Annotated in this window: 19 protein-coding genes; 11 read left to right on the top strand and 8 right to left on the bottom strand. The window is 70.6% G+C overall.

The features are described from left to right. The first annotated feature begins 3 nt into the window (after positions 1 to 3). Positions 4 to 276, top strand: a complete 273-nt coding sequence (locus OG798_RS43805; RefSeq protein WP_121414263.1) for a hypothetical protein — start codon at positions 4 to 6, stop codon at positions 274 to 276. Positions 277 to 307: 31 nt separating this feature from the next. Here OG798_RS43805 and OG798_RS43800 read toward each other — a convergent pair whose 3' ends face one another. After that, positions 308 to 955 (bottom strand): MmyB family transcriptional regulator, encoded by a 648-nt coding sequence (locus OG798_RS43800; protein ID WP_328758862.1) that lies wholly within the window; start codon positions 953 to 955, stop codon positions 308 to 310. A 241-nt stretch (positions 956 to 1196) separates the two neighbouring features. Between OG798_RS43800 and OG798_RS43795 the strand changes: the two genes are divergently transcribed. From OG798_RS43795 to OG798_RS43780, 4 genes are read left to right on the top strand one after another with little or no spacing between them, the layout of a single operon-like run. After that, positions 1197 to 1853: a helix-turn-helix domain-containing protein gene (locus tag OG798_RS43795; protein ID WP_095851437.1), complete on the top strand. Its 657-nt coding sequence runs from the start codon at positions 1197 to 1199 to the stop codon at positions 1851 to 1853. Between the two features lie 32 nt (positions 1854 to 1885). Then, positions 1886 to 2416: a hypothetical protein gene (locus OG798_RS43790; protein WP_054236102.1), complete on the top strand. Its 531-nt coding sequence runs from the start codon at positions 1886 to 1888 to the stop codon at positions 2414 to 2416. A gap of 15 nt (positions 2417 to 2431) precedes the next feature. Further along, on the top strand, positions 2432 to 3640 hold the full coding sequence (locus OG798_RS43785; protein ID WP_075030455.1) for an MAB_1171c family putative transporter: 1209 nt from the start codon (positions 2432 to 2434) through the stop codon (positions 3638 to 3640). Continuing rightward, a complete protein-coding gene (locus OG798_RS43780) occupies positions 3624 to 5072 on the top strand; it encodes an NAD(P)/FAD-dependent oxidoreductase (RefSeq protein WP_095851439.1) in 1449 nt (482 codons plus the stop codon). Before OG798_RS43785 ends, OG798_RS43780 begins: the two co-directional genes overlap by 17 nt. A 64-nt stretch (positions 5073 to 5136) precedes the next feature. Here OG798_RS43780 and OG798_RS43775 read toward each other — a convergent pair whose 3' ends face one another. Continuing rightward, positions 5137 to 6180: an alpha/beta fold hydrolase gene (locus tag OG798_RS43775; RefSeq protein WP_179436361.1), complete on the bottom strand. Its 1044-nt coding sequence runs from the start codon at positions 6178 to 6180 to the stop codon at positions 5137 to 5139. A gap of 239 nt (positions 6181 to 6419) precedes the next feature. On the opposite strand from OG798_RS43775, the gene OG798_RS43770 reads away from it, so the two are divergent. Continuing rightward, positions 6420 to 6662 carry a hypothetical protein gene (locus OG798_RS43770; RefSeq protein ID WP_067361603.1) on the top strand — a complete coding sequence of 81 codons (243 nt, stop codon included), beginning with the start codon at positions 6420 to 6422 and terminating at the stop codon, positions 6660 to 6662. Here the strand turns inward: OG798_RS43770 and OG798_RS43765 are convergent. Continuing rightward, entirely contained in the window at positions 6659 to 7351 is a 693-nt protein-coding gene (locus tag OG798_RS43765; RefSeq protein WP_095851440.1) for a 4'-phosphopantetheinyl transferase family protein, read from the bottom strand. The genes OG798_RS43770 and OG798_RS43765 overlap by 4 nt on opposite strands. Beyond that, positions 7299 to 8207 carry a metallophosphoesterase family protein gene (locus OG798_RS43760; RefSeq protein ID WP_121414266.1) on the bottom strand — a complete coding sequence of 303 codons (909 nt, stop codon included), beginning with the start codon at positions 8205 to 8207 and terminating at the stop codon, positions 7299 to 7301. The genes OG798_RS43765 and OG798_RS43760 overlap by 53 nt, the downstream gene beginning before the upstream one ends. 288 nt (positions 8208 to 8495) lie before the next feature. On the opposite strand from OG798_RS43760, the gene OG798_RS43755 reads away from it, so the two are divergent. Both OG798_RS43755 and OG798_RS43750 read left to right on the top strand, forming a co-directional pair. Next, entirely contained in the window at positions 8496 to 9674 is a 1179-nt protein-coding gene (locus OG798_RS43755) for an ATP-grasp domain-containing protein (RefSeq protein WP_121414267.1), read from the top strand. A 186-nt stretch (positions 9675 to 9860) separates the two neighbouring features. Then, the gene (locus OG798_RS43750; RefSeq protein WP_328758858.1) at positions 9861 to 11558 is read left to right on the top strand and encodes a carbohydrate binding domain-containing protein; all 1698 of its coding nucleotides are present in this window, start codon (positions 9861 to 9863) and stop codon (positions 11556 to 11558) included. Between the two features lie 338 nt (positions 11559 to 11896). On the opposite strand, the gene OG798_RS43745 is transcribed toward OG798_RS43750, so the two are convergent. The 4 genes from OG798_RS43745 to OG798_RS43730 form a co-directional block, all read right to left on the bottom strand. Continuing rightward, entirely contained in the window at positions 11897 to 12400 is a 504-nt protein-coding gene (locus OG798_RS43745) for a sulfotransferase (protein WP_328758857.1), read from the bottom strand. Positions 12401 to 12551: 151 nt separating this feature from the next. Then, positions 12552 to 15599, bottom strand: coding sequence for an alpha-mannosidase (locus tag OG798_RS43740; protein WP_328758856.1), 3048 nt, complete (start codon positions 15597 to 15599; stop codon positions 12552 to 12554). A 44-nt stretch (positions 15600 to 15643) separates the two neighbouring features. Next, positions 15644 to 16981: a 6-phospho-beta-glucosidase gene (locus tag OG798_RS43735; protein WP_121414269.1), complete on the bottom strand. Its 1338-nt coding sequence runs from the start codon at positions 16979 to 16981 to the stop codon at positions 15644 to 15646. Further along, positions 16978 to 17745, bottom strand: a complete 768-nt coding sequence (locus OG798_RS43730; RefSeq protein ID WP_054234544.1) for a DeoR/GlpR family DNA-binding transcription regulator — start codon at positions 17743 to 17745, stop codon at positions 16978 to 16980. Before OG798_RS43730 ends, OG798_RS43735 begins: the two co-directional genes overlap by 4 nt. Before the next feature lie 126 nt (positions 17746 to 17871). Between OG798_RS43730 and OG798_RS43725 the strand changes: the two genes are divergently transcribed. From OG798_RS43725 to OG798_RS43715, 3 genes are all read left to right on the top strand, one after another. Further along, positions 17872 to 18909: a carbohydrate kinase family protein gene (locus OG798_RS43725; RefSeq protein WP_120987582.1), complete on the top strand. Its 1038-nt coding sequence runs from the start codon at positions 17872 to 17874 to the stop codon at positions 18907 to 18909. A 170-nt stretch (positions 18910 to 19079) separates the two neighbouring features. Continuing rightward, positions 19080 to 20366: an ABC transporter substrate-binding protein gene (locus OG798_RS43720; RefSeq protein WP_328758854.1), complete on the top strand. Its 1287-nt coding sequence runs from the start codon at positions 19080 to 19082 to the stop codon at positions 20364 to 20366. Next, complete coding sequence (locus OG798_RS43715; RefSeq protein ID WP_095851448.1) at positions 20366 to 21328, top strand: carbohydrate ABC transporter permease; 963 nt, start codon at positions 20366 to 20368, stop codon at positions 21326 to 21328. The genes OG798_RS43720 and OG798_RS43715 overlap by 1 nt, the downstream gene beginning before the upstream one ends. The last annotated feature ends 1 nt before the right edge of the window (position 21329 follow it).

Genomic DNA, 21329 nt, shown 5'->3' with positions numbered 1-21329 from the left:
ACTATGTCACATGCCTCTCTCATCGGTAACAGGCGCCGCACGGTCGTTTCTCACTCCGGCTCCCGGAAGACCTACACGAACGACGCCGGACCGCCCGGCGACGATCCGGCTTCTCCTGCCCCGCTCGCCGCCGATCCCGCGCATCTGGCCGGATCGCTCACCAAGGGCCCGGACTTCGGGGCCGTACTGGCGCAGGCGCGGACCGCGCGCCACGACGGGATGCGGCTGATCCCGTGCGACGGAGTACCCCTCGTGCTCGTCGTGCTGGACCCCTGAGCGGGCCCACGCCCTGGACCGCCGGGCGCCCTCACACCACGCGCAGCTCCGCCGCGCCGTTGCGTGTCCTGCGCGGTCCGGCCGCCATGGGCCGCGCCTCGCGCAGGATCAGGGTCATCCGCGTATATCCCATGTCCTGAAGGGTCTTGGGGGTCTCGCCGACGATCCGGCAGTCCGTACGACCCCAGCGGGGATCGGGGTGCACCAGCGGCCGTACGGCGCCGTCGTGCTCGACGGCGTCCGGGCCGACGGCGCGGATCCAGTGCGGCAGACCCTGCCGGTAGGCGGCCTCCATGATCGGGTCCTGGGCGATGTCCCGGCGGATCGACTGGAGTCCGCGGTCCTGACCGTGGCGCTCCACCGCCGCGGCGAAGTGGGCCAGCATCGGCAGGCACCAGCTCGACTCGTGCTCGCCGAGGACCGTGGCCGCGTCCGGGTGAAACAGGACGAACCGGAGGAAGTTGTCACCCGGCATGGCGGTCGGATGGGGGCCGACGCCGCCGAAAAGTGTCTCGAACGCGGCGTTGGACAACACGACGTCCCAGCAGTGGTCGAAGACGACGGACGGGAACGCGACGGCCTCCAGGAGAGCGGCGTAGTCCTGGAGATACGCCTGAGCCTCGAGACTCTCGGGAACAGGTCGCGGCTGGGACCGCTGCCATCCTGCCTGGTACGCCATCGGGAGGTCACCCCTCTTGCCTCTGCGGCCTTCACGCGGCGCCCCGATCCTGCTGCCCGGAGCTCAGCCATGTCAACTATCGTGGCATTTGGCGCTTGTTGACGGCTGATTCGCGCCACAGTTGTGGCGACAGCTGGATGTGAGTTCGAGCGAACGGCTAGTCTCCCGTTGGTCCCTGACCCATGTGAGCGAGACCTGAGAGACCTGCAGCGAGACTGAGAGAGACGTAGGAGATCAGTCGGTGACGGATGGCTTCGAAGTTCCGGGCGCCATGGCGACGGTTCTGCTGCCGGCCGTCGTGGCCCGGGTCACCGCACTCGCCGACCGGCTCGATGTGCAGCACTCCGAGGTTTTCGACGTCCAGCGCCTGTCGGCCGAGTCCGGCGTCCCTCAACCCGTGGTGCGGGCCCTGCTGGGCGGTCGCCCCGCCGGGGAACCCGATCTCCAGGCCCGCTTCCTCCAGCGCCTGGACCTGTTGCGCCGCACCCGGCTCAAGCCCAATGGGCGCAAGTACACCCAACAGGAGATCGCCGACGGCGCCGGAATGTCGCGTCAACAGGCGGGCGCCCTCATCAACGGCGACCGGCGCCCCACCATGGAGCACTGCGACGCCATCCAGCGCTTCTTCCGGGTACACGCGGGGTTCCTGACGGCCGAGGACTCCGAGGCACTCGTGGGCGCCCTGCAGCGCTCGGAGCAGGAGCTGCTGCAACAGCTCGCCGACCGCGAGCGCGAGGCGGCCGCGGCCGCCGACGACCCGCTGGAGCGGCTGCTCCAGGACCACGGGGTCCGCGGAATCGCCTGGCGGGCCGCGCAGTTGCCCACCGACCAGCACCGCGACAAGGTCGCCGAATGGCTGGACATGCTCTTGGAGAGCGTCAAGCGGCCCGAGTCGTGATCCGGGGGAGAACTGTGGGCATCGGAAGGGACATGCGCCGCCTGTGCGGCGAGTTGGTCGCGGAGCTCTCGCTCCCGGCACCGGCGGAACCCGGCGACCTGTACGCCGCCCTGTGCGACGCCATGAGCAGACGCCGCGGCCGTCCCGTCCAGTTCCGTACGGCCGCGTTCCCGCCCGGCACCGCCAGCGGGCTGTGGCTCGACATGGCCGACCAGGACCTCGTCGTCATCGAGGAACGCACCGCCCCCGACCACCAGTTGGTGATCCTCGGCCACGAACTGTGGCACATGAAGGCCGGGCACTGCAGTCACCACGTCGAGGGCGCCGCCGTCGCGGCCCGCTTACTCAGCGACACCGCCGATCTGCAGGCGACCGTCCTGAGGGTCGCCGCGCGCACCCGCTTCGACCTCGCGGACGAGAAGGAGGCCGAGAGCTTCGGTCTGCTGCTCGCCAGCAAGTGCCGTACCTGGCTCGCCGGTTCGCCACTGCGCGGGCCGGTGAGCCGGGACGGTCTGGCCGGTCGCATCGAGGCGTCCCTGGGATACCGCGGACCGCAGGGCTGAGGCGCCTTCCCGGACATGGACGGATCCAGCTACTACGTGCCGGCCGTCGCCATGGGCGCCGCCCTCGCCGTCAAGGCGCCCACCCTGATCCGCGGCTGGCGCGACCCGCTGCTGCGGTCGGTGGGCGTCCTGCTGGCGCTGGCCTGTCTGGTGTTCCTCTTCGCGGCCCCGCCGACCATCGCCGAGGTCAACGACCTCACCGGCATCCCCAACGTCTCGGCGCCCCTGGTCTACTGCCTGCTGAGCGTCTTCAGCGCGTCCTGTCTGGTGCTGATCATCCACTGGCGCGGCGGCCCGCCCGAGGTCACCCGCCGGCTCTCCCGCCGCTGGATCACCGGGTACGGCGTCGTCAGCGTGGCGCTGGTCGTGCTCTACCTGCTCGGAGACTGCCCCGAGGAGCGCCTGCGGGACCTCGACACCTACTACGCGAACACCCCGTTCATCCGCGAGATGATCGTCCTCTACCTCGTGGCGCTGACCGTCGCGGGCGTCGCGATGAACGTCATGTGCTGGCGCTGGGCCCTTCAGGTGGACGGCTGGCTGCGTGCCGGGCTGCTGACGATCGCGGTCGGCTTCCTCTTCAACGTCCCCTACTCGGCGACCAAGTTCATCGCCGTTGTGGCCCGCTGGAACGGCGCGAACCTGGACGGTCTGAGCACCGACGTGGCCCCCGTACTGGCCTCCGTCGGAGCCCAGGTCAGCGCGGTCGGCTTCCTGCTCCCGCTGGCCTGTCAGCGCATCGGGGACAGCTGGACCACGTGGTCGACGTACCGCCGGCTCGGGCCGCTGTGGCGCGAGCTGAGGACGGTCTCGGCGCACGCGGACCACGCGGTGCGGATCTCCTGGTGGTCCTCCGCCGAACTCCAGGTCACCCAGCGGGAGTCCGACATCCACGACGGCATGCTCAGCCTGTACCCCTACTTCGACTCCGCGGTACGCTCCCTCGCCTACGACGCGGCCGTGACGGCGGGCTCCGAGCCCGCCCAGGCTCAGGCCGAGGCCGACGCGGCGATGGTGACGGCGGCGGTGCGGGCCAGGGCGGCCGACCCGGAGGGCAGGGTCATCAGCGCGGCGGAGGCCGCCACCACCCCCGCCGCTTCCGCCGAGGGTCCACGCGACCTCGTACGGATGTCGATGGCCCTGCGTCAGTCACCCGTCGTCGCGGCCGTCCGAGGACGGGCCGCGACCAGGTCAGAGAGCGACTTCCATGAGCAATCCCGCTAGCGCGGCAGCAGGCGACAGAGGTACGGCCCCCCGTCGGGCCGTCGTCATCGGCGCGGGGACGGCCGGTCTGCTGGCCGCCGCCGCCCTGGACCCGTACGCCGAGGTCACCGTCGTCGAGCGCGACGTCCTGCCGGACGGGCCCGCGCCGCGCAAGGGCCTCCCGCAGGCCCGGCACGCCCATCTGCTGTTGTCCGGCGGCGCCCGCGCGATGGAGGAGCTGCTGCCGGGGGTGACCGCCGCCTGGCTCGCCGCGGGCGCCCGCCGGATCCCGATGCCCACCGGATTCGTCTCGCTGACGGCGCAGGGCTGGCTGCGGCGCTGGCCCGAGATGGAGTTCATGATCTCGTGCAGCCGTGATCTGCTCGACTCGGTACTGCGCGACCAGGTCGCCGCGAAGGACCGGGTGACCGTCGTGGACGGTACGGAGCTGCTCGGTCTGGAGGGCGACGCCTCCCGGGTGACGGGCGTGCGCGTACAGATGCGCGACGGCGGCCAACGGGTGCTGCCGGCCGACCTGGTGGTGGACGCCTCGGGGCGCGGCTCGCGCTCCACCCTCTGGCTCGACGCGCTGGGTGTCGCACCGGCGCCGCTGGACGAGGTCGACTCCGGACTCACCTACGCCAGCCGGATCTTCCGGGCACCGGCGGGCACCGAGGACTACCCCGTGGTCGGTGTACAGCCCGACCCGGCGCAGCCCGTGCCGGGCCGCTCCGCGACGATCGTGCCCGTCGAGGGCGGACGCTGGCTGGTGACGCTGTCGGGCACCCGGGAGGGGCAGCCGACGGACTCCGTCGAGGAGTTCGAGCCGTTCGCGCGCGGCCTGCGCCACCCGGTGGTGGGCGAGCTGATCGCGCACGCGCAGCCGCTGACGGAGGTCGCCGTCAGCCGCAGCACGATCAACCGGCGGCGCTTCTTCGAGAAGGTCAAGGGCTGGCCGGAGGGGTTCGTCGCGCTCGGCGACGCCGTCGCCACGTACAACCCGGTCTACGGGCACGGCATGACGGTGGCCGCGCAGGGCGCGCTGGCGCTGCGCGGCCGGCTCGCCGAGCACGGGATCGCGGCGCCGGGGCTCGCGCGGCGGGTGCAACGGGCAGTGGCCCTTCCGGTGACGATCGCCTGGGAGCTGGCCACGGGCACGGACATCCGCTACCCGGGCGCGATCGGCGAGCAGCCCGGGCTCGCGCGGAAGTTGCTGGGGCGCTATGTCGACCGGCTCCTGCGCACGGCGGCGGGACGCCCCCTGGCGGCCCGGGCGTTCCTGGCCGCGATCACCCTCTCCGCTCCCCTGTCCACGCTGGTCGCACCGAAGGTCGCCGTCGCCGTACTGCGGGGCCCGCGGCGCGCTCCCCTGACCGCCCCGCCCTTCACGGCCGAGGAGCGGGAAGCGGTGCTGAGCGTCCCGGAGCCGTCGGGAACGCCGGCAGGGGGCTGAGCGGAGGGCGGGCGACCAGCGGCGCCGGACACCATCGGCGGTGGAGCACCGTCGGCGGTGGGTGTCAGGTCGCGCTGCGTTCGCTCGCCTCGCGCAGATCGCGCTCCACCGCCCGGTTGTGGGCGGTGTCGGGCCGGCCGGCCGTGGTGCCGGGGCGGCCCGCGCGCAGCAGCTCGCGCCAGTGCTCGCGGCTCCAGTCGGCCGGGCTGGTGGTGCTGGTGAACTCCTCGACAAGGTCGAGGAAACGGGCCGGGTCGCTGTGGAAGGGGAAGTGGCCCGCGCCCTCGAAGATCTCCAGCCGGCTGCCCGGCATGGCCTGGTGCGCGCCGTACGCGTGTCGCACCGGCACCACGCTGTCCCGGTCGCCCCAGAGCAGCATCGTGGGCATGCCCTCGGTCAGATAGCAGCGGTCGAGCATGGTCACCGCCTGCCCGCGCCAGTCGACGACCGCCCGCAGGGTGCGGATGAACGCGCTGCGGGAGGTCGCGTCGGGCAGCGCGTCGACGAGGTTGAGCAACTCCGGCGCGTCCTGGCCCAGATCGGTGTCCAGGAGCCTCATCAGACTCAGGAACAGGCCGACTTGGAGCCGCATGCCGGGCAGCCGCAGCGCGGAGAGCATGAGGTGGGCGCCCGGCAGCGAGACGGCCCGCAGTACGGGGTTGACCTCGCCGCCTACGCCGCCCGCGCTGACCAGGATCAGCCGTTCGGTGCGCTCCGGGAACTGGTAGGCGAACTGCATGGCGACACCGCCGCCGAGCGAGTGCCCGACCAGGGTGGCGGACTCGACGTCGAGCGTGGTGAGCAGATCGCGGACCCCGTTGGCGTACGCGGCCACCGAGTAGTCGGCGCGCGGCTTGTCGGAGGAGCCGTGGCCGAGCAGGTCGGGCGCGATCACCGTGTGGGAGCGTGCGAGGTCGGGGATCAGGTCCGCCCAGGTCGCCGAGGAGTCGCCGATGCCGTGGATCAGGACGAGCGCGGGGCCCTCACCGGCCACGCGGTAGGCACGACGGTAGCCGTGCACGACGCGGTGCTGCAGACGCAGCTCCGCGTCGCCCACGGAGCGCAGCCGCGGGTTGCGCCGCGGACGCCGAGGCGGTACGTCGACCACGGGCTCACCTCCTGTTCCGGGCCGCCGTGAAGGCGGCTTCCCCGCTGCCGAGAAGGCGCTTCCCGGCTCTTCTCACCAGCCTAGGGCCCCTGTCCCACAAGGGATTTCCGTGATGTTTCACCTCCGCTAAGCGGGCGAACCCGAACGCATCGAAACCGCATTGTCAGTGGCGGTTGGCAAGCTGGAGGCACGTACCGCCATGTACCGCTTCGACCAGCCGACCCGGGGAGAGCCGTCCGATGCCGACCGCCGTACTGACCGACCACGAACGCGCCGCCGTGCAGGCCTATCTGCGTCTCCTCCAGACCGTACGAGCGGCGTTCGACGGTCCGCCGGACGGGCGTCGACCACCCGTGGTGCCGCCCGCCGCGCTCGCCGAGGCGGAGCAGGCGCTGGCGGCGGCCGGGCTCGCGGGCAACGAGGAGGAGTTCTTCCGGCTGCTGCACAGCTGGTGCCCGGAGCCCGGAGGCCGCCTTGCCTAGGCGTCGGCCCCGGTGCGCGGGACGGTGACGGCCGTGGCCAGCAGGCCCCGGCGCACGGTCCAGCGTCCTTCGAAGGACTGTATGCGTCGCCCGTTCACCAGCGGTCCCGGCACGAGGAGTTCGGCGCGCAGGCCGCCGGAGCGCGCGGGGCCCTCGTCCGCGAAGAGTTCGATGTCCGCCTCGAAGAAGTCCAGCCACTTTCCGGTGAGGGGGTACCACGCCTTGTAGACGGACTCCTTGGCGCTGAACAGCAGCCGGTCCCAGTGCACGGAGGCGTCCTGCCGCGCCAGTTCGCGCAGCCGGTCGTTCTCCGTGGGCAGGGCCACGGAGACGATGACGTCGTCGGGGAGTTCCTCGTGGGGCTCGGCGTCGATGCCCAGCGAGGCCAGATCGGTGGCGCGGACGAGGGACGCGGCACAGTAGCCCTCGCAGTGCGTCATGCTGCCGATCAGTCCGGCGGGCCAGACGGGCGCCCCGTGCTCGCCGCGCAGGACCGCCTGCGCGGGCACACCGAGCTTCTCCATGGCCCGGCGGGCACAGGAACGCACGGCGGCGAACTCACGGCGCCGCTTCTCCACGGACCGCTCCACGAGCTCCTGCTCCCCGGGGTACAGCGGCGCGCCCCAGTCCTGGTCGTCACCGCGTGTCTCCACGGTCACGACCGATTCCGGAAGCAGCTCCTCGATCACCGGTTCCGACCTCCATCGGCAGTACGTGGCGCAGGGTGTCCGGCGGTCCGGGGCGGGGCCGCCACTCCCGGGGGTATCCCACCGAGACCTCTTCGAAGCGGACGCCCTCGTGGTGGGTGGTCCGCGGGATGTGCAGATGACCGTAGACCATGACCTGGGCGCGGAAGCGGCGGTGCCAGTCGGCGGTCAGCCGGGTGCCGCACCACATGGCGAACTCGGGGTAGCGCAGGATGTCGGTCGGGTGACGGTCCAGCGGGTAGTGGTTGACCAGGACGGTGGGCAGGTCCTCGGGCAGCTCGGCGAGCCTGCGCTCGGTCTCGGCGACCCGGGCCCGGCACCAGGCCTCGCGGCTCGGGTAGGGGTCGGGGTGCAGGACGTGCTCGTCGGTGCAGATCACCCCGGTCCCCTCGGCGTACGCCATGCCCTCGTCCTTGGTCGCGCAGCCCGGCGGCAGGAACGAGTAGTCGTAGAGGAGGAAGAGCGGTGCGACGACGGCGGGGCCGCCCGGCCCGTCCCAGACGGGGTAGGGGTCTTCGGGGGTCGTGACGCCCAACTCCCGGCACACGGCGACGAGATGCTCGTACCGGGCGACACCGCGCAGCTGCACGGCGTCCTTGGGGTGGGTCCACAGCTCGTGGTTGCCGGGCGCCCAGACGACCTTGCGGAAGCGTCCGCTGAGGGTTTCGAGGGCCCAGCGGATGTCGGCCACGGTCTCCGAGACGTCACCGGCCACGAGGAGCCAGTCGTCGTCGGTGTGCGGGCGCATCTTCTCGACCAGGGCGCGGTTCTCCGCGTACCCGATGTGCAGGTCGCTGATGGCCAGCAGGTTTCCGTGTCCGCCGGCCGTCGACCGCACCCTTGCCACCTCCGAGAAAAGGACTGGAAACACAAGAACACATTCGTCCCCGCGGGACAAGGACGGCCCGCGCGCCGGGCCTCGCGCCCCGGCGCGTCGAGCCTGATTCCGGGGTCTCGGTAAATCCGTAACACGCCCGTAGCGTCACACCGGGCTCGCGCCCCTTATGATCGCCCCAACACAACCGCCACGAACCCTTCTCGGCGTATGGCGGTTTGCTGTTCCTCCCTCTCCCTTGGCCGGGCACGGCCTGCTCCGCCGTGCCCGGAACCCTGAAAGGCGGCCTGCATGGGTTCTCGCGTACGCGTCTGGCTCAACCGCACGTACGCGGAGAACGTGTTCTTCATGGACCAGCTGCGAAGTAATCCGCAGCTCCGCCCGGTCGAGATCCATGCCACCCACGGTGATCCCGACTCCCCCGTGCTTGCCGCCGCCGACACCGCCGCCATGGAGCCGGAGGGTCTCTCCCCCGCCGCCTACGTCGAGTACGCCCTCGACCAGTGCGCGCGCCACTCCATCGACGTGTTCGTGCCGGTGCTGCACCAGGCGGCGATCGTGGCGCACCGCGCCGAGTTCGCGGCGCTCGGTACGGCCCTGCTGGCGCCGCCTTCCGAGGCCGTGGCCGTCTTCCTGGACAAGGCCACCGCGTATCAGGCGGTGCAGGCGGTGGGCGTGCCGGTGCCGCCGTGGTGGCGAGTGCGCACCGAGGAGGAGCTCGTCACCGCGGTCGAGACCCTGGAGGCCGCGGGTCACAAGGCCTGCTTCAAGCCGGCGGCGGGGGCCGGCGGAGTGGGCTTCCGCGTCATCACGCGCGCCCCCTTCTCGCTCGCGCACCTCAATGGATTTCCGAGCCCGTACGTGCCGCTCGACCTGGTCGTGGAGGCGGTGCGGGCGGCGGACGAGCCCGTCGACTGGCTGGTCATGCCGCTCCTGGGGCAGCCGGAGGTGTCCGTCGACTGCCTCACGGCGCCGGACGGCCGGGTCCGTATGGCGGTGGGCCGCACGAAGAACGGACGGCGTCGCGGCTTCACGCTGCACCCTTCGTTCATCGAGCCCGCGCGGCTGCTCGCGGAGGCGTTCGGACTGCACTACCTGACGAACATTCAGTTCCGGATGCTCGGCGACGACCCGGTTCTCATGGACGTCAACACCCGCCCGGCGGGCGGTCTGCACCAGCTCTCGCAGTGCGGCATCAACGCCCCTTGGGCGGCGGTGCGGTTGGCGCTCGGCGAGGAGCCGGGCGAGATGGTGCCGCCGCTGCTCGGGCAGGACTACACCGTGCTCGCGGGTCCCCGTCCGGTGCGTCCGGTCTCGCTGCCGCAGCAGCGCACCGACGCGCCCGTGTCCACCCTGCCCGCCGTGCCCGCCCCGGCCCCCGCCACGGAGGCCGCTCCGGCATCGGAGCCCGCGCCCGCCCATGCGTCCCAGGCCTCCAACGCGACCACGGCCGCCATCGCCCCCGCCTGAGCCTTACGCCCCCGCCCCTCGCCCTTGTCGCTCACCCCTGACGTCCCACCCTCACCACCCGCTCACCGGTCTGGACCAATTCCGCGCAACGCCTTGACAGCGGGATTGGTCCATACCAACTTGGTTGCGCACCTCTCAGCACTCCCGAAGCACTCCCGAACACCCCCATGCCTCAAGGGAGATCGCGTGCGCATCAACCTCAGAACAGACCTCAGGCGTTCCAGACATCGCGTCCTCGCACTGCTCGGCACCGCCGCCCTGGCGCTGGCCGGGGCGGTCGCGCTGCCCACCACGGCCCAGGCGGCCAACATCCTGTCCAACCCCGGCCTCGAGTCGGGCAGCCTCTCCCCCTGGTCGTGCACCGGGAACCTCGGCTCGGTCGTCTCCAGCCCCGTGCACAGCGGCTCCAAGGCCCTGGCCGGGGCGGTGAGTTCGAGTGACAACGCCCAGTGCAGCCAGACCGTCTCGGTCCAGCCGAACACCACGTACAGCCTCTCGGGCTGGGTGCGCGGCAGTTACGTGTACCTGGGCGTGGACGGCGGTGCTTCGACCTGGACGACGTCCCCGTCGGCGTACAGCCAGCTCAGCGTCTCCTTCACGACCGGCGCCTCGCAGACCAGCGCCAAGATCTACGTCCACGGCTGGTACGCGCAGGGCACCTACTACGCCGACGACATCAGCCTGGACGGTCCGGGCGGCGGAGGCGGCTCCGACACCCAGGCGCCGACCGCGCCGACGAACCTGACCTCCACCGGCAAGACCTCCTCCAGCGTGTCCCTGTCGTGGGGCGCCTCGAGCGACAACGTGGGCGTCACCGCGTACGACATCTACAGCGGCTCGAACCAGGTGCTGAGCGTCTCGGGGACGAGCGCGACGGTCAGCGGTCTCTCGTCGAGCACCGCCTACACGTTCACGGTGAAGGCGCGGGACGCGGCCGGGAACACCTCCGGGGCCTCCAACTCCGTGTCCGTGACCACGAACGCGGGCGGTGGCGGCGGCACCGGCTTCAAGCAGGCGGCGCCGTACCTCTACCTCGGCTGGGGCGACCCGCCGAGCGCGACCTCGGTGATGAGCTCGACCGGCGTCAAGTGGTTCACGATGGCGTTCATGCTGGACTCGGGCGGCTGCAACCCCGCCTGGGACGGCAGCAGGGCGCTCACCGGTGGCAACGACCAGACCGTCATCAACCAGATCCGCTCCGCCGGCGGTGACATCGTCCCATCGTTCGGCGGCTGGCAGGGCAGCAAGCTCGGGGCCAACTGCTCCTCGGCGAGCGCGCTCGCCGGTGCGCTCCAGAAGGTCATCGACGCCTACGGGCTCAAGGCGATCGACATGGACATCGAGAACACGGACGAGTTCGAGAACGAGGCCGTCCAGGCCAAGATCCTTACCGCGCTGAAGACCGTCAAGGCCAACAACCCGGGCCTGAAGACGATCGTCACCTTCGGCACCTCGACGACCGGACCGACCTACTACGGCAACCGGCTCATCGAGCAGGCGCAGTCGCTGAACGCGGGCATCGACGTCTTCACGATCATGCCGTTCGACTTCGGCGGCGGCTCGGACATGTACGGCAACACCGTCAACGCCGCCGAGGGGCTGAAGGCCAAGCTGAAGTCCACCTTCGGCTGGGACGACGCCACGGCCTACTCCCACATCGGCATCTCCGGCATGAACGGTCTGTCCGACCAGCAGGAGAACACCACCCCGGCGATCTGGACTTCGATCCGCGACTGGGCGAACTCCCACCACATCGCCCGTCTCGCCTACTGGGCGGTCAACCGTGACCGGCCCTGCCCCGGCGGCGGCGTGGTGAGCAACTGCTCCGGCATCAGCCAGAACAACTGGCAGTTCACCTCCATCACGGCCGGGTTCACCGGCTGACGCTCCCGGCGTGGGGGTATCCGGCCGTCAGACGGTCGGGTACCCCCACGTGTCGCTCCAGTCGCCGGGAGGCGCAGCAGCACGATTTGACGCCCTCTCCTGCCCGGGGGCAGGGGATTCCGGTCCGTACCGCTACGCGGTACCACCTTGGGTTCCTGTTTCACGGGCCCTGCCGACTGGTGAGGGTCGGTCTTACAAGGCCTCCGCAGGCCTGACTTCCCGCCCGTCCGGCGGTAGGTCCGACACCTCGGTGTCGGACACGACGACAATAGCCTGGAGCCGCGGACTCCCGGGCCGCTACAGGCCGGATGCCCCACACCGCCACCCTGAAGGTCGCATCAATGGGCAAGAGTTCGATAGCGGGCGCTGGGCCAACATCGGTGCAGGCGGGGCCAGACGAGGGTGTTCGGCGAGGTCTTGTCGACGATGATCCGCTTGCCGCTGCGGGTGAGTTCGAGGTGCAGCAGCCGGTCCCACAGGGCGTGCTCCAGCTCGTCCTTGTCGAGTTCGAGGGCCCGCATGGCCTCCGCGGTGAAGTCCCGCGACAAGTGGACGTGGACGGTGCGCAGATGCATCTCGTGCGGGGCGCGGATCTGGCTGTGGCTGTTGAGCAGGACCCGCAGCAGGGTCGAGCCGGAGCGCACGGACGAGAGCACGAAGACGGGCGAGTCCACCAGCCGCGGGGCGGGCGGGGCGACGTACGGCAGGCCGTCGGTGCCCTCGGGGCTCCGGGGCGACGGCACCCCGTCGAGGATTCGCCGCGGCGGGCGCACCGCCTCCGCCATCAGCCTCCCCCGGCGCTTCAGTCCCTTGCCGATCGCGGACATGCGCGGGTCTCGCACCGTGACACCTCTTTCTCGCGGGTCCCCGCATCACAAGGGGTAAGGGCGAACTCCAGGTGTCGCGCAGAAGAAGCGCCGTGGTCACGGCGGGCGAGAAACCCGCCGTGACCAGGCTCTTTACCGTTTCCTTAATACTTCATGGAAACTGGGGTCACGCCTTCGCCACGGCCAGCCGCAGCGTCCGCACCTCGAAGGGGCGCAGCACGACCGCAACCGTGTTCCCGTCCGTGTCGGCCGTGGTCAGCGGGCGCTCCAGGAGGTCGGTCACCTGGGCCCCCGCGAGCGGGAAGCCGGTGCGCAGGGTGCCGGTGCCGCGACCGCCGCGGGACTCGTAGAGGCGTACGACGACATCGCCCGAGGCGTCGTCGGCGAGCTTGACCGCCTCGATGGTCACGCCCTCCCCGTCGACGGAGACGACGGGCTCGGCCGGACCGGCCGAATCCGCCACCCGCAGCGGCAGGTTGAGCGCGTAGCCCTCCGCGATCGCGTCCTCGATGCTCGCACCCGGCAGCAGCGCGTAGGTGAAGCGGTGCTTGCCCTGGTCGGCCTCGGGGTCCGGCACCCGCGGGGCGCGCACGAGGGACAGGCGTACGGTCGTGGTCGTACCGCCGTCCTCGCGGACCGTGCGGGAGACGTCGTGGCCGTACGTCGAGTCGTTGATGACCGCGACGCCGTAGCCGGGCTCGGCGATGTGCACCCAGCGGTGGCCGTAGACCTCGAAGCGGGCCGACTCCCAGCTGGTGTTGGTGTGCGTGGGCCGCTGGACATGGCCGAACTGGATCTCCGCGGAGGAGTGCGGGGCCCGGATGTCGACCGGGAAGGCCGCCTTGAGGATCTTCTCCGCCTCGTGCCAGTCGATCTCGGTCTCGACGTCGATCCGGCGGCTGCCGGCCCGCACGGTGATCGTCTGGACGATCCGGGAGCCCTTGCCGAAGGCGCGCTCCACCTTCAGCGCGCCGAGCAGCGGGCCGTCCTCGACGACCGTGACGGACTCGGCGTCGAGCAGGTCCGTGTAGCGGTTCTTGTAGTGCTTGTCGATGTCCCAGGCGTCCCAGTAGTTCGGGAGGTCGCTGTGCAGACGGAGCAGGTTGCCCTTGTCGGCGAGGACCTCACGGTCGGCCGTCAGGTCGCGTACGGAGGTCAGTGTGCCGTCCTCGGCCAGCTCGACGCGGACCAGGCCGTTGTCGAGGACGCGGCCTTCGACGGTCACCGGCCGCGGGGGCTCAGCCGCGTCGAGCAACGCGCTGCCGCCCGCGGGGACTTCGGCGTACATCGGGATGCCGACGGAGGTGCGGACCACCTCGGCGCGGTCGACCGGGCTGGTGTTGAACACCCGGGTCTCGCCCGTGCCCAGCGCGGCCACGGCCTCGGCCGTGATCGCCTCGACCTCCTTGGCCACCCGCGCGTACTCCGCCTCGGCCTCCCGGTGCACCCAGGCGATGGACGAACCGGGCAGGATGTCGTGGAACTGGTGGAGCAGGACCGTCTTCCAGAGCCGGTCGAGCTTCTCGTACGGGTAGGAGTAGCCCGGCGCGTTCACGGCGGCGGTGGTCGCCCACAACTCGGCCTCGCGCATGCGGTGTTCGCTGCGCCGGTTGCCCTGCTTGGTGCGGGCCTGCGAGGTGTAGGTGGCGCGGTGCAGCTCCAAGTACAGCTCACCGGACCAGACCTGGTCCTGGGGGATCTCCTCGCGGGCGGTGGCGAAGAAGGCGTCCGGGTGCTCGACCCTGACCTTCGCCGAACCCTCCAGGCTCGCCAGCCGGCGGGCGCGTTCCATCATCTCGCGGGTGGGGCCGCCACCGCCGTCACCGTGGCCGAAGGGGGCCAGCGAGGTCGTACCGCGGCCCTTGTCCTGGTAGTTGCGGACGGCGTGCGCCATCTCCTTGCCGGAGAACTCGACGTTGTAGGTGTCGACGGGCGGGAAGTGCGTGAAGATGCGGGTGCCGTCGAGGCCCTCCCACCAGAAGCTGTGGTGGGGCAGCTTGTTGGTCTGGTTCCAGGAGAGCTTCTGGGTCAGGAACCAGTCGTTGCCGGCGAGCTTGGCGAGCTGCGGGTAGGCCGCGTTGTAGCCGAAGGAGTCCGGCAGCCAGACGCCCTTGGTCTCGATGCCGAAGTGCTCGATGAAGAACCGCTTGCCGTGGATGAGCTGGCGGGCCAGCGCCTCGCCGCCGGGCAGGTTGCCGTCGGCCTCCACCCACATCCCGCCGACCGGGGCCCAGTTCCCGTCGGCGACGGCCTTCTTGATGCGCTCCCACACGTGCGGGTAGTTGTCGCGCACCCACTCGTACTGCTGGGCCTGCGAGCAGGCGAAGACCAGCTCCTCGTACTCCTCGGCGAGCGCGGTGACGTTCGAGAAGGTGCGGGAGGTCTTGCGCTTGGTCTCGCGGATCGGCCACAGCCAGGCGGAGTCGATGTGCGCGTGCCCGGCCGCGGAGAGGGTGTGGGCGCTGGCGTGCGCGGGCTTGGCCAGGGTGGGGGCCAGCACCGCGCGGGCGGCGGCGGCCGTCCCGGAGATGTCGTCCAGGTCGAGGGCGTCCATCGCCTGGTCCAGCGCGATCATGATCTCGTGGCGGCGCGGGTCGAGCTCGCCCAGCTCCAGCATCAGCTCGCGCAGCACCTGGACGTCGAGGTCGAGGTGCCAGACGTTCTCGTCGAGGACGGCGATGTCGGCGCGCTTGAAGGTGTAGAGCGGCTTGTCACCGGCGGTGAGGCGGTCGCCGAGCGGGGTCGGGCCCGCGAAGTCGTTGGCAAGGATGTCGGGGTTGGAGGCCGCCTCGACCAGGTAGTGGATCTCCTCGCCGCCCGCGGCCGGGTGGGCGATCGGCACGTACTGGTTCTGCGGGTTGACCGCCTTCAGCGGGACCCCGTCCGGGAGGTGGACGAGCGCCTCGGCCTGGTTGCCGGGCCAGTCGCCCACGAAGCCGAGGTCGAAGACGGCCTCGACGCGCTTGCCCGTCCAGTCCGCGGGAACCGAGCCGCGCATCCGGAACCAGGTGGTGCCCCACGGCGGACCCCAGGGGGTGTCCATCGCGAAGGGCTTGTACGGCGCCGCGGCGGCCTCCTCGAAGGGGACCGGCTCGCCGGGCGCCTGCCAGGCCTCGACCTCGAAGGGCACCGAGGCGGCGTAGATCGCGGGCTTGATGCGCTGGTCGTGGACGCGTGCGACGCGCTCCTCGATCCGGCGGCGTTCGTCGTGCATGTGAGGTCTCCAGGAGCCAAGAAGCCAAGAAAGGGGGAAAGCGCTTACTTAAGGTACGCCAGGCCGGGGTGGACCGACGTGTACCCCTCGACCAGACGGCGGGCCACGTTCACGGAGTCGACGAGCGGGTGCAGGGCGAAGGCCTTGACGGCGGTCGTGCGCGAGCCGGACTCGGCGGCGGACAGGACCTCGCGCTCCACCGCCTTGACCGCGCAGACCAGTCCGCTGGCGTGGTCGGGCAGCGGGTCGACGGCGACCGGGTGGGCGCCGTTGGCGTCGACGAGGCAGGGCACCTCGATGACGGCCTCCGTGTCGAGCACGCCCAGCGTGCCGCGGTTGCGGACGTTGAGGATGAGCGTGGTGCGCTCGTCGCGGGCGATGGCCCGCATCAGGGCGAGCGCCACCTTCTCGTAGCCGCCGGAGAGGTCGTCGGCGTCGCGTTCGCCCGCGCCCGCCGCGTCCCGGTTCTCCGCCATGTAGGTGGCCTCGCGCTCGGCCCGCGTACGGTCCCAGGCGCTCAGCGCGGCGGTGTCCGGGCGCTTCATCTCGGCGTAGAACTGTTCCTGCTGGTCGCGCAGGAACGCGCCGCGGGTCTTCTCCGCCTGCTGGTAGGCCCGGACGGCCTCCCGGTTGAAGTAGTAGTAGTGCAGGTACTCGTTCGGGACGGCGCCCAGGGACTGCAGCCACTCCACGCCGAAGAGCTTGCCCTCCTCGAAGGAGCCGAGCAGCTCGGGGTCGGCGAGCAGCCGCGGCAGCTCGTCGCGGCCCGCGACGCGCAGCCCGCGCACCCAGCCGAGGTGGTTGAGGCCGACGTAGTCGATCCAGGCCTCGCGGGGGTTGGCGCCCAGGACGGTGGCGATGCGGCGGCCGAGGCCGACCGGCGAGTCGCAGATGCCGATGACGCGGTCGCCGAGGTGCCGGGACATGGCCTCGGTGACCAGTCCGGCCGGGTTGGTGAAGTTGATGACCCAGGCGTCGGGGGCGAGCCGGGCCACCCGCTGGGCGATGTCCACGGCCACGGGGACCGTGCGCAGGCCGTACGCGATGCCGCCGGCGCCGACCGTCTCCTGGCCGAGGACGCCCTCCGCGAGGGCCACCCGCTCGTCGTCGGCACGTCCCGCGAGGCCGCCGACGCGGATCGCGGAGAAGATGAAGTCGGCGCCGCGCAGGGCGTCGTCGAGGTCGGTGGTGAAGGACACCTCGGGGGCGTCCGGCAGGTCCTTCGCCTGCTCGGCCAGCACCCGGGCGACGGCCGTGAGCCGTCCGGCGTCCACGTCATGCAGCACGACATGGGTGACGCGGCCCTCGGCGCGGTCCCCGAGGAGCGCCCCGTACACGAGCGGCACCCGGAATCCGCCGCCACCCAGAATCGTCAGCTTCACGCCGTTTCCGCCTTTCCTGTCACGACCACTTGCACGCCCGCCTCTTCCAACGACGACCGCGTCGCCGGGTCCAGCGGGCCGTTCGTCACCACCACGTCCAGCTCCTCGGGGCCGCAGACCCGCGCCATCCCCGTACCCGGGAACTTCGCGCGGTCGGCGAGCAGGACGACCTTGTCGCCCGCCTCGATCATGGCCCGCTTGACCGGCACCTCGACGACGGTGGTGTCCATCACCTGCCCGCCGGGCCGTACCCCGCTGGTACCGAGGAACAGCCAGTCGGCATGCAGTTGGCGCAGGTTGTCCTCGGTGAGGAAGCCGACCAGGGAGCGGTACTCACGGCGGACCATTCCGCCGAGCAGCACCAGCTCTATGTCCTCGTCGTCCACCAGCTCCTCGTAGACCACCAGATTGCTGGTGATCACGGTGATCCGGCGGCCGTGCAGCTGCCGGGCCAGCCGGTAGGCGGTGGTGCCGATGTCCAGCAGGACGGACTGGCCGTCCTGGACCATCGAGGCGGCGCGCTCCGCGATGGCGTCCTTCTCGGCCACACGGACCTCGGCGACCTCGGCGAAGGGCTGGTCGCCCTCCTCCACGACCGCCCCGCCGTGCACCCGCGTGAGCAGGCCTTCCTCCTCCAGTTTCAGCAGGTCACGGCGGACCGTGGCGGGGCTCACGCCCAGCTGTTCGGAGAGATCGGTCACGGCTGCGGGCCCGCCGGAGCGCAGGGCCCGCAGGATGAGTTGATGTCGTCGCTCTGCCAGCACCCTGTGAACAGTACTCGTCATTCCCAATCATTTCTATGCTCAGTTCTGCTCGACTCTTGCCAAATTGGCCAGAGGCGCGCACGATCCTGTGCACCGCTTGCAGACTTTTGACGAGAGGATGTGCTCGTGGGTGACGAACGGCCCGATGTGATGCTGACCGGGCTGCTCTTCTACGACCTCGTTCTCACCGGACTGGGGAAGCCGCCGACGGCCGGCGAGGAGATCTGGACCGAGGGAATGGGAGTGAGCCCCGGCGGCATCGCCAACCTGGCGGTCGCGGCCTCCCGGTTCGGCCTGCGCACCTCCCTGGCCACGGTCTTCGGCGACGACTACTACGGCGCGTACTGCCGTGAGGTCCTCGCCGACCAGGAGGGCATCGACCTCTCCCTGTCCCGCACCGCGGACGGCTGGCACACTCCCGTCACCGTCTCGCTGGCGCACGGCAACGACCGGGCCCTGGTCACCCACGGCCAGGAACCGCCGTACTCGCAGGACGAGCTGATGGGCGACCCGCCCGAGGCGCGCACCGCCCTCGTGCACATCGAGGCCGAACCGCGCGCCTGGCTCGCCAAGGCCGCCGCGGCCGGCACGCAGATCTACGCGGACGTCGGCTGGGACCCCACACAACAGTGGTCCCGGGACCTCCTCGACCAGCTTTCCCTGTGCCACGCCTTCCTCCCGAACGAGACGGAGGCGATGGCGTACACGCGCACCGAGAGCGCGGTCGCGGCCCTGAGCACGCTGACCGAGCTGGTGCCGGTCGCCGTGGTCACCCGGGGCGGCGACGGCGCGGTCGCGGTGGACCAGACGACGGGCGAGTACGCGGAGGTGCCCGCCCTCCCCGTCGACGTCCTGGACGCGACAGGCGCCGGAGACGTCTTCGGCGCGAGCTTCGTCGCCGCCTCGCTCGGCGGCTGGCCGCTGGAGGAGCGGCTGCGCTTCGCGGTGCTGGCCGCGGGCCTGTCCGTACAGCGGCACGGCGGTGCGCTTGCGGCGCCCGGCTGGTACGGCGTCCACCACTGGTGGCAGTCGCTCGAAGACCGTGAACTGCGGCGCGCGTACGGCTTCCTGGCCGACCGCGTCCCGGCGGACCCGGGCCCGCCCGTCCGTCCCGCCCCCGTGACCCCGCCCGACGCCACGCGTCGGGCGGGCGCACCCCGATGACCCCACGCGCAACACCCCGTAAGACCCCCCCGCATGACACGCACGGCACGTATGACGCGCATGACCCCACGCATCGCAACGCGAAACACCCCACGCACGACCCCTTGCAAGACCCCACGTAAGACCCCTCGTACGCGAAGACCGAAAAGATCCGAAAGGCGGTGGGAGCTGTGCGGCTCTCACGAAGGGGCCTGCTGCGCGCCGGCCTGGGCGGTACGGCCGCCACGGCGCTGAGCGGCCTGGCGACCGGCTGCGGCGTTCCGACCGGCTCGACCGGACGCAACATGGTCCTGTGGTACTGGAGCGGCGGGCTGAGCCCGAAAGTCGTCCAGGACGCCAAGGCCCGCTACGACAGCGCGGTGAATCTGCAGGCCATCCAGATCGGCGGCTACTACCGCTCGAAGCTGATGACCACGATGACCGGACGCGCCCACATCCCGGACATCGCCGGGCTCAAGGGCGAGGACATGGCCTCGTATCTGCCCAACTCCGACCAGTTCGTGGACCTGCGCACGCTCGGTGCCGAGAAGCTCAAGGACCAGTACCTGCCCTGGAAGTGGGATCAGGGCATAGCCCCGGACGGTTCGATGGTGGGCTTCCCGATCGACTGCGGTCCGGTCGCGCACTACTACCAGCCCGCCGTCTTCCAGAAGGCCGGACTGGCGTACGAGCCCGAGGACGTCTCGAAGGAGCTGGCCACCTGGGACCAGTTCTTCGCGGCCGGCGAGCAGCTGAAGAAGCGCCTCCCCGGCACGTTCATCCTGACCGACGCGCTCAGCGTCTTCGGCATCTCGGTCAACCAGACGACCAAGCGGTTCGTCGACAAGGACCGGCACTTCATCGGCGACCAGGAGCATGTACGCACCGCCTGGGACCGTTCCGTCGAGGCCACCCGTCGCGGACTGGTCTCGAAGATCATCAACGGTACGGCCGACAACACCTCGGCCACCGAGCGGGGTCTGCTGCCCAGCCAGCTGAACGCCTCCTGGGCGGCCGGCGACATCAAGCTCAACGTGCCGAGGACCAAGGGCAAGTGGCGGGTGGCCGCGTGTCCGGGCGGTCCCTCGAACATCGGCGGCTCGTTCCTCGCGATCACCAAGGCGTGCCGGGAGCCCGAGAAGGCCTTCGAGATGATCACCTGGATGCTCGACGCGGGCAACCAGGCGCAGGGCTTCGTCGACTCGGTGCTCTTCCCCTCGACCCCGGCGTCCTACGCGATGAAGAAGCTGCGTGAACCCGACGCCTTCTTCGGCGACCAGGTCACCATGGACGTCTTCGGTCCGGCGGCGCAGAACATCCCGGTCGCCTTCAACAGCCCGTACGACATCGCGCTGAGTACCCCGATCAACGACGAGCTGCGGAACTTCTCCGTCCTCGGCAAGGACCCGGACAAGGCCTGGAGGGACGCCATGAGCAAGTGCCGGCGCATCGCGGACCACCTGGGGGTGAGTTACTGATGGCTACCGCACCCGTGGTCGACACGCCTCCCGCGGCCCTCTCCAAGGCCCCTGTCACCCACCCCAAGAAGGGCATCCTCAGCTACTGGCGGCTGTACGCCGCGATCTCCCCCTTCTATCTGCTGTTCCTCGCCTTCGGTCTGATCCCGGTCGGCTTCTCGCTCTATCTGTCGTTCCACCGCTGGGACGGCCTCGGCTCGATGGAGTTCGCGGGGCTCTCGCAGTACCGCTATCTGCTGTCGGACACCCAGTTCTGGACCTCGATCGGGAACACGATCATCATCTGGGCGCTGGCCACCTTCCCGATGATCTTCCTATCGATGGTCACGGCCGTGATGCTCAACTCGGCCGTCCGCTTCAAGAACCTCTACCGGTTCGCCTACTTCCTGCCGAACGTCACCTCGATCGTCGCGGTCGCGATCATCTTCGGCTCGGTCTTCTCCACCAACTTCGGTCTGGCGAACGCCTTGCTCCAGGCGGTCGGCCTCGACCAGGTGGCCTGGCTGAACACTCCGTGGGGCATCAAGGTCGCCATCGCCACGCTGATGACCTGGCAGTGGACCGGCTACAACGCGATCATCTTCCTCGCGGGGCTCCAGACGATCCCGGGCGAGCTGTACGAGGCGGCGCGGGTGGACGGCGCCGGACCCATCCAGACCTTCTTCCGGATCACGCTGCCGCTGATGCGTCCGGTGCTGCTGTTCGTGCTCATCATCTCGACGGTCACGGGCCTGCAGACCTTCTCCGAACCGCAGGTGCTGCTGCAGACCACGGACAACAACTCGTCGTTCGCGGGCGGCCCCGGCCACTCGGGCCAGACGATGGTCCTCTACTTCTTCCAGCAGACCTTCGACAACAACGACTTCGGTTACGGCGCCGCCGTGGCCTGGGGCATCTTCCTCGTCGTCATCATCTTCTCGATCATCAACTGGCGCCTGGTGCAGCGCCGGGGCGAAGACTAGG

This window comes from Streptomyces sp. NBC_00271, from assembly GCF_036178845.1.
Classification (GTDB): Bacteria; Actinomycetota; Actinomycetes; order Streptomycetales; family Streptomycetaceae; genus Streptomyces.
The sequence above is the reverse complement of the archived record's forward strand: the minus strand, read 5'-3'. Positions and strand labels throughout refer to the sequence as shown.

Excerpts from the sequence above, each read along its gene's own strand:
- OG798_RS43770 (WP_067361603.1), top strand. The coding sequence starts at position 6,420 with ATGCCGACCGCCGTACTGACCGACCACGAACGCGCCGCCGTGCAGGCC.
- OG798_RS43805 (WP_121414263.1), top strand. The coding sequence starts at position 4 with ATGTCACATGCCTCTCTCATCGGTAACAGGCGCCGCACGGTCGTTTCT.
- OG798_RS43740 (WP_328758856.1), bottom strand. The coding sequence starts at position 15,599 with ATGCACGACGAACGCCGCCGGATCGAGGAGCGCGTCGCACGCGTCCAC.
- OG798_RS43800 (WP_328758862.1), bottom strand. The coding sequence starts at position 955 with ATGGCGTACCAGGCAGGATGGCAGCGGTCCCAGCCGCGACCTGTTCCC.
- OG798_RS43780 (WP_095851439.1), top strand. The coding sequence starts at position 3,624 with ATGAGCAATCCCGCTAGCGCGGCAGCAGGCGACAGAGGTACGGCCCCC.
- OG798_RS43785 (WP_075030455.1), top strand. The coding sequence starts at position 2,432 with ATGGACGGATCCAGCTACTACGTGCCGGCCGTCGCCATGGGCGCCGCC.
- OG798_RS43755 (WP_121414267.1), top strand. The coding sequence starts at position 8,496 with ATGGGTTCTCGCGTACGCGTCTGGCTCAACCGCACGTACGCGGAGAAC.
- OG798_RS43790 (WP_054236102.1), top strand. The coding sequence starts at position 1,886 with ATGCGCCGCCTGTGCGGCGAGTTGGTCGCGGAGCTCTCGCTCCCGGCA.
- OG798_RS43715 (WP_095851448.1), top strand. The coding sequence starts at position 20,366 with ATGGCTACCGCACCCGTGGTCGACACGCCTCCCGCGGCCCTCTCCAAG.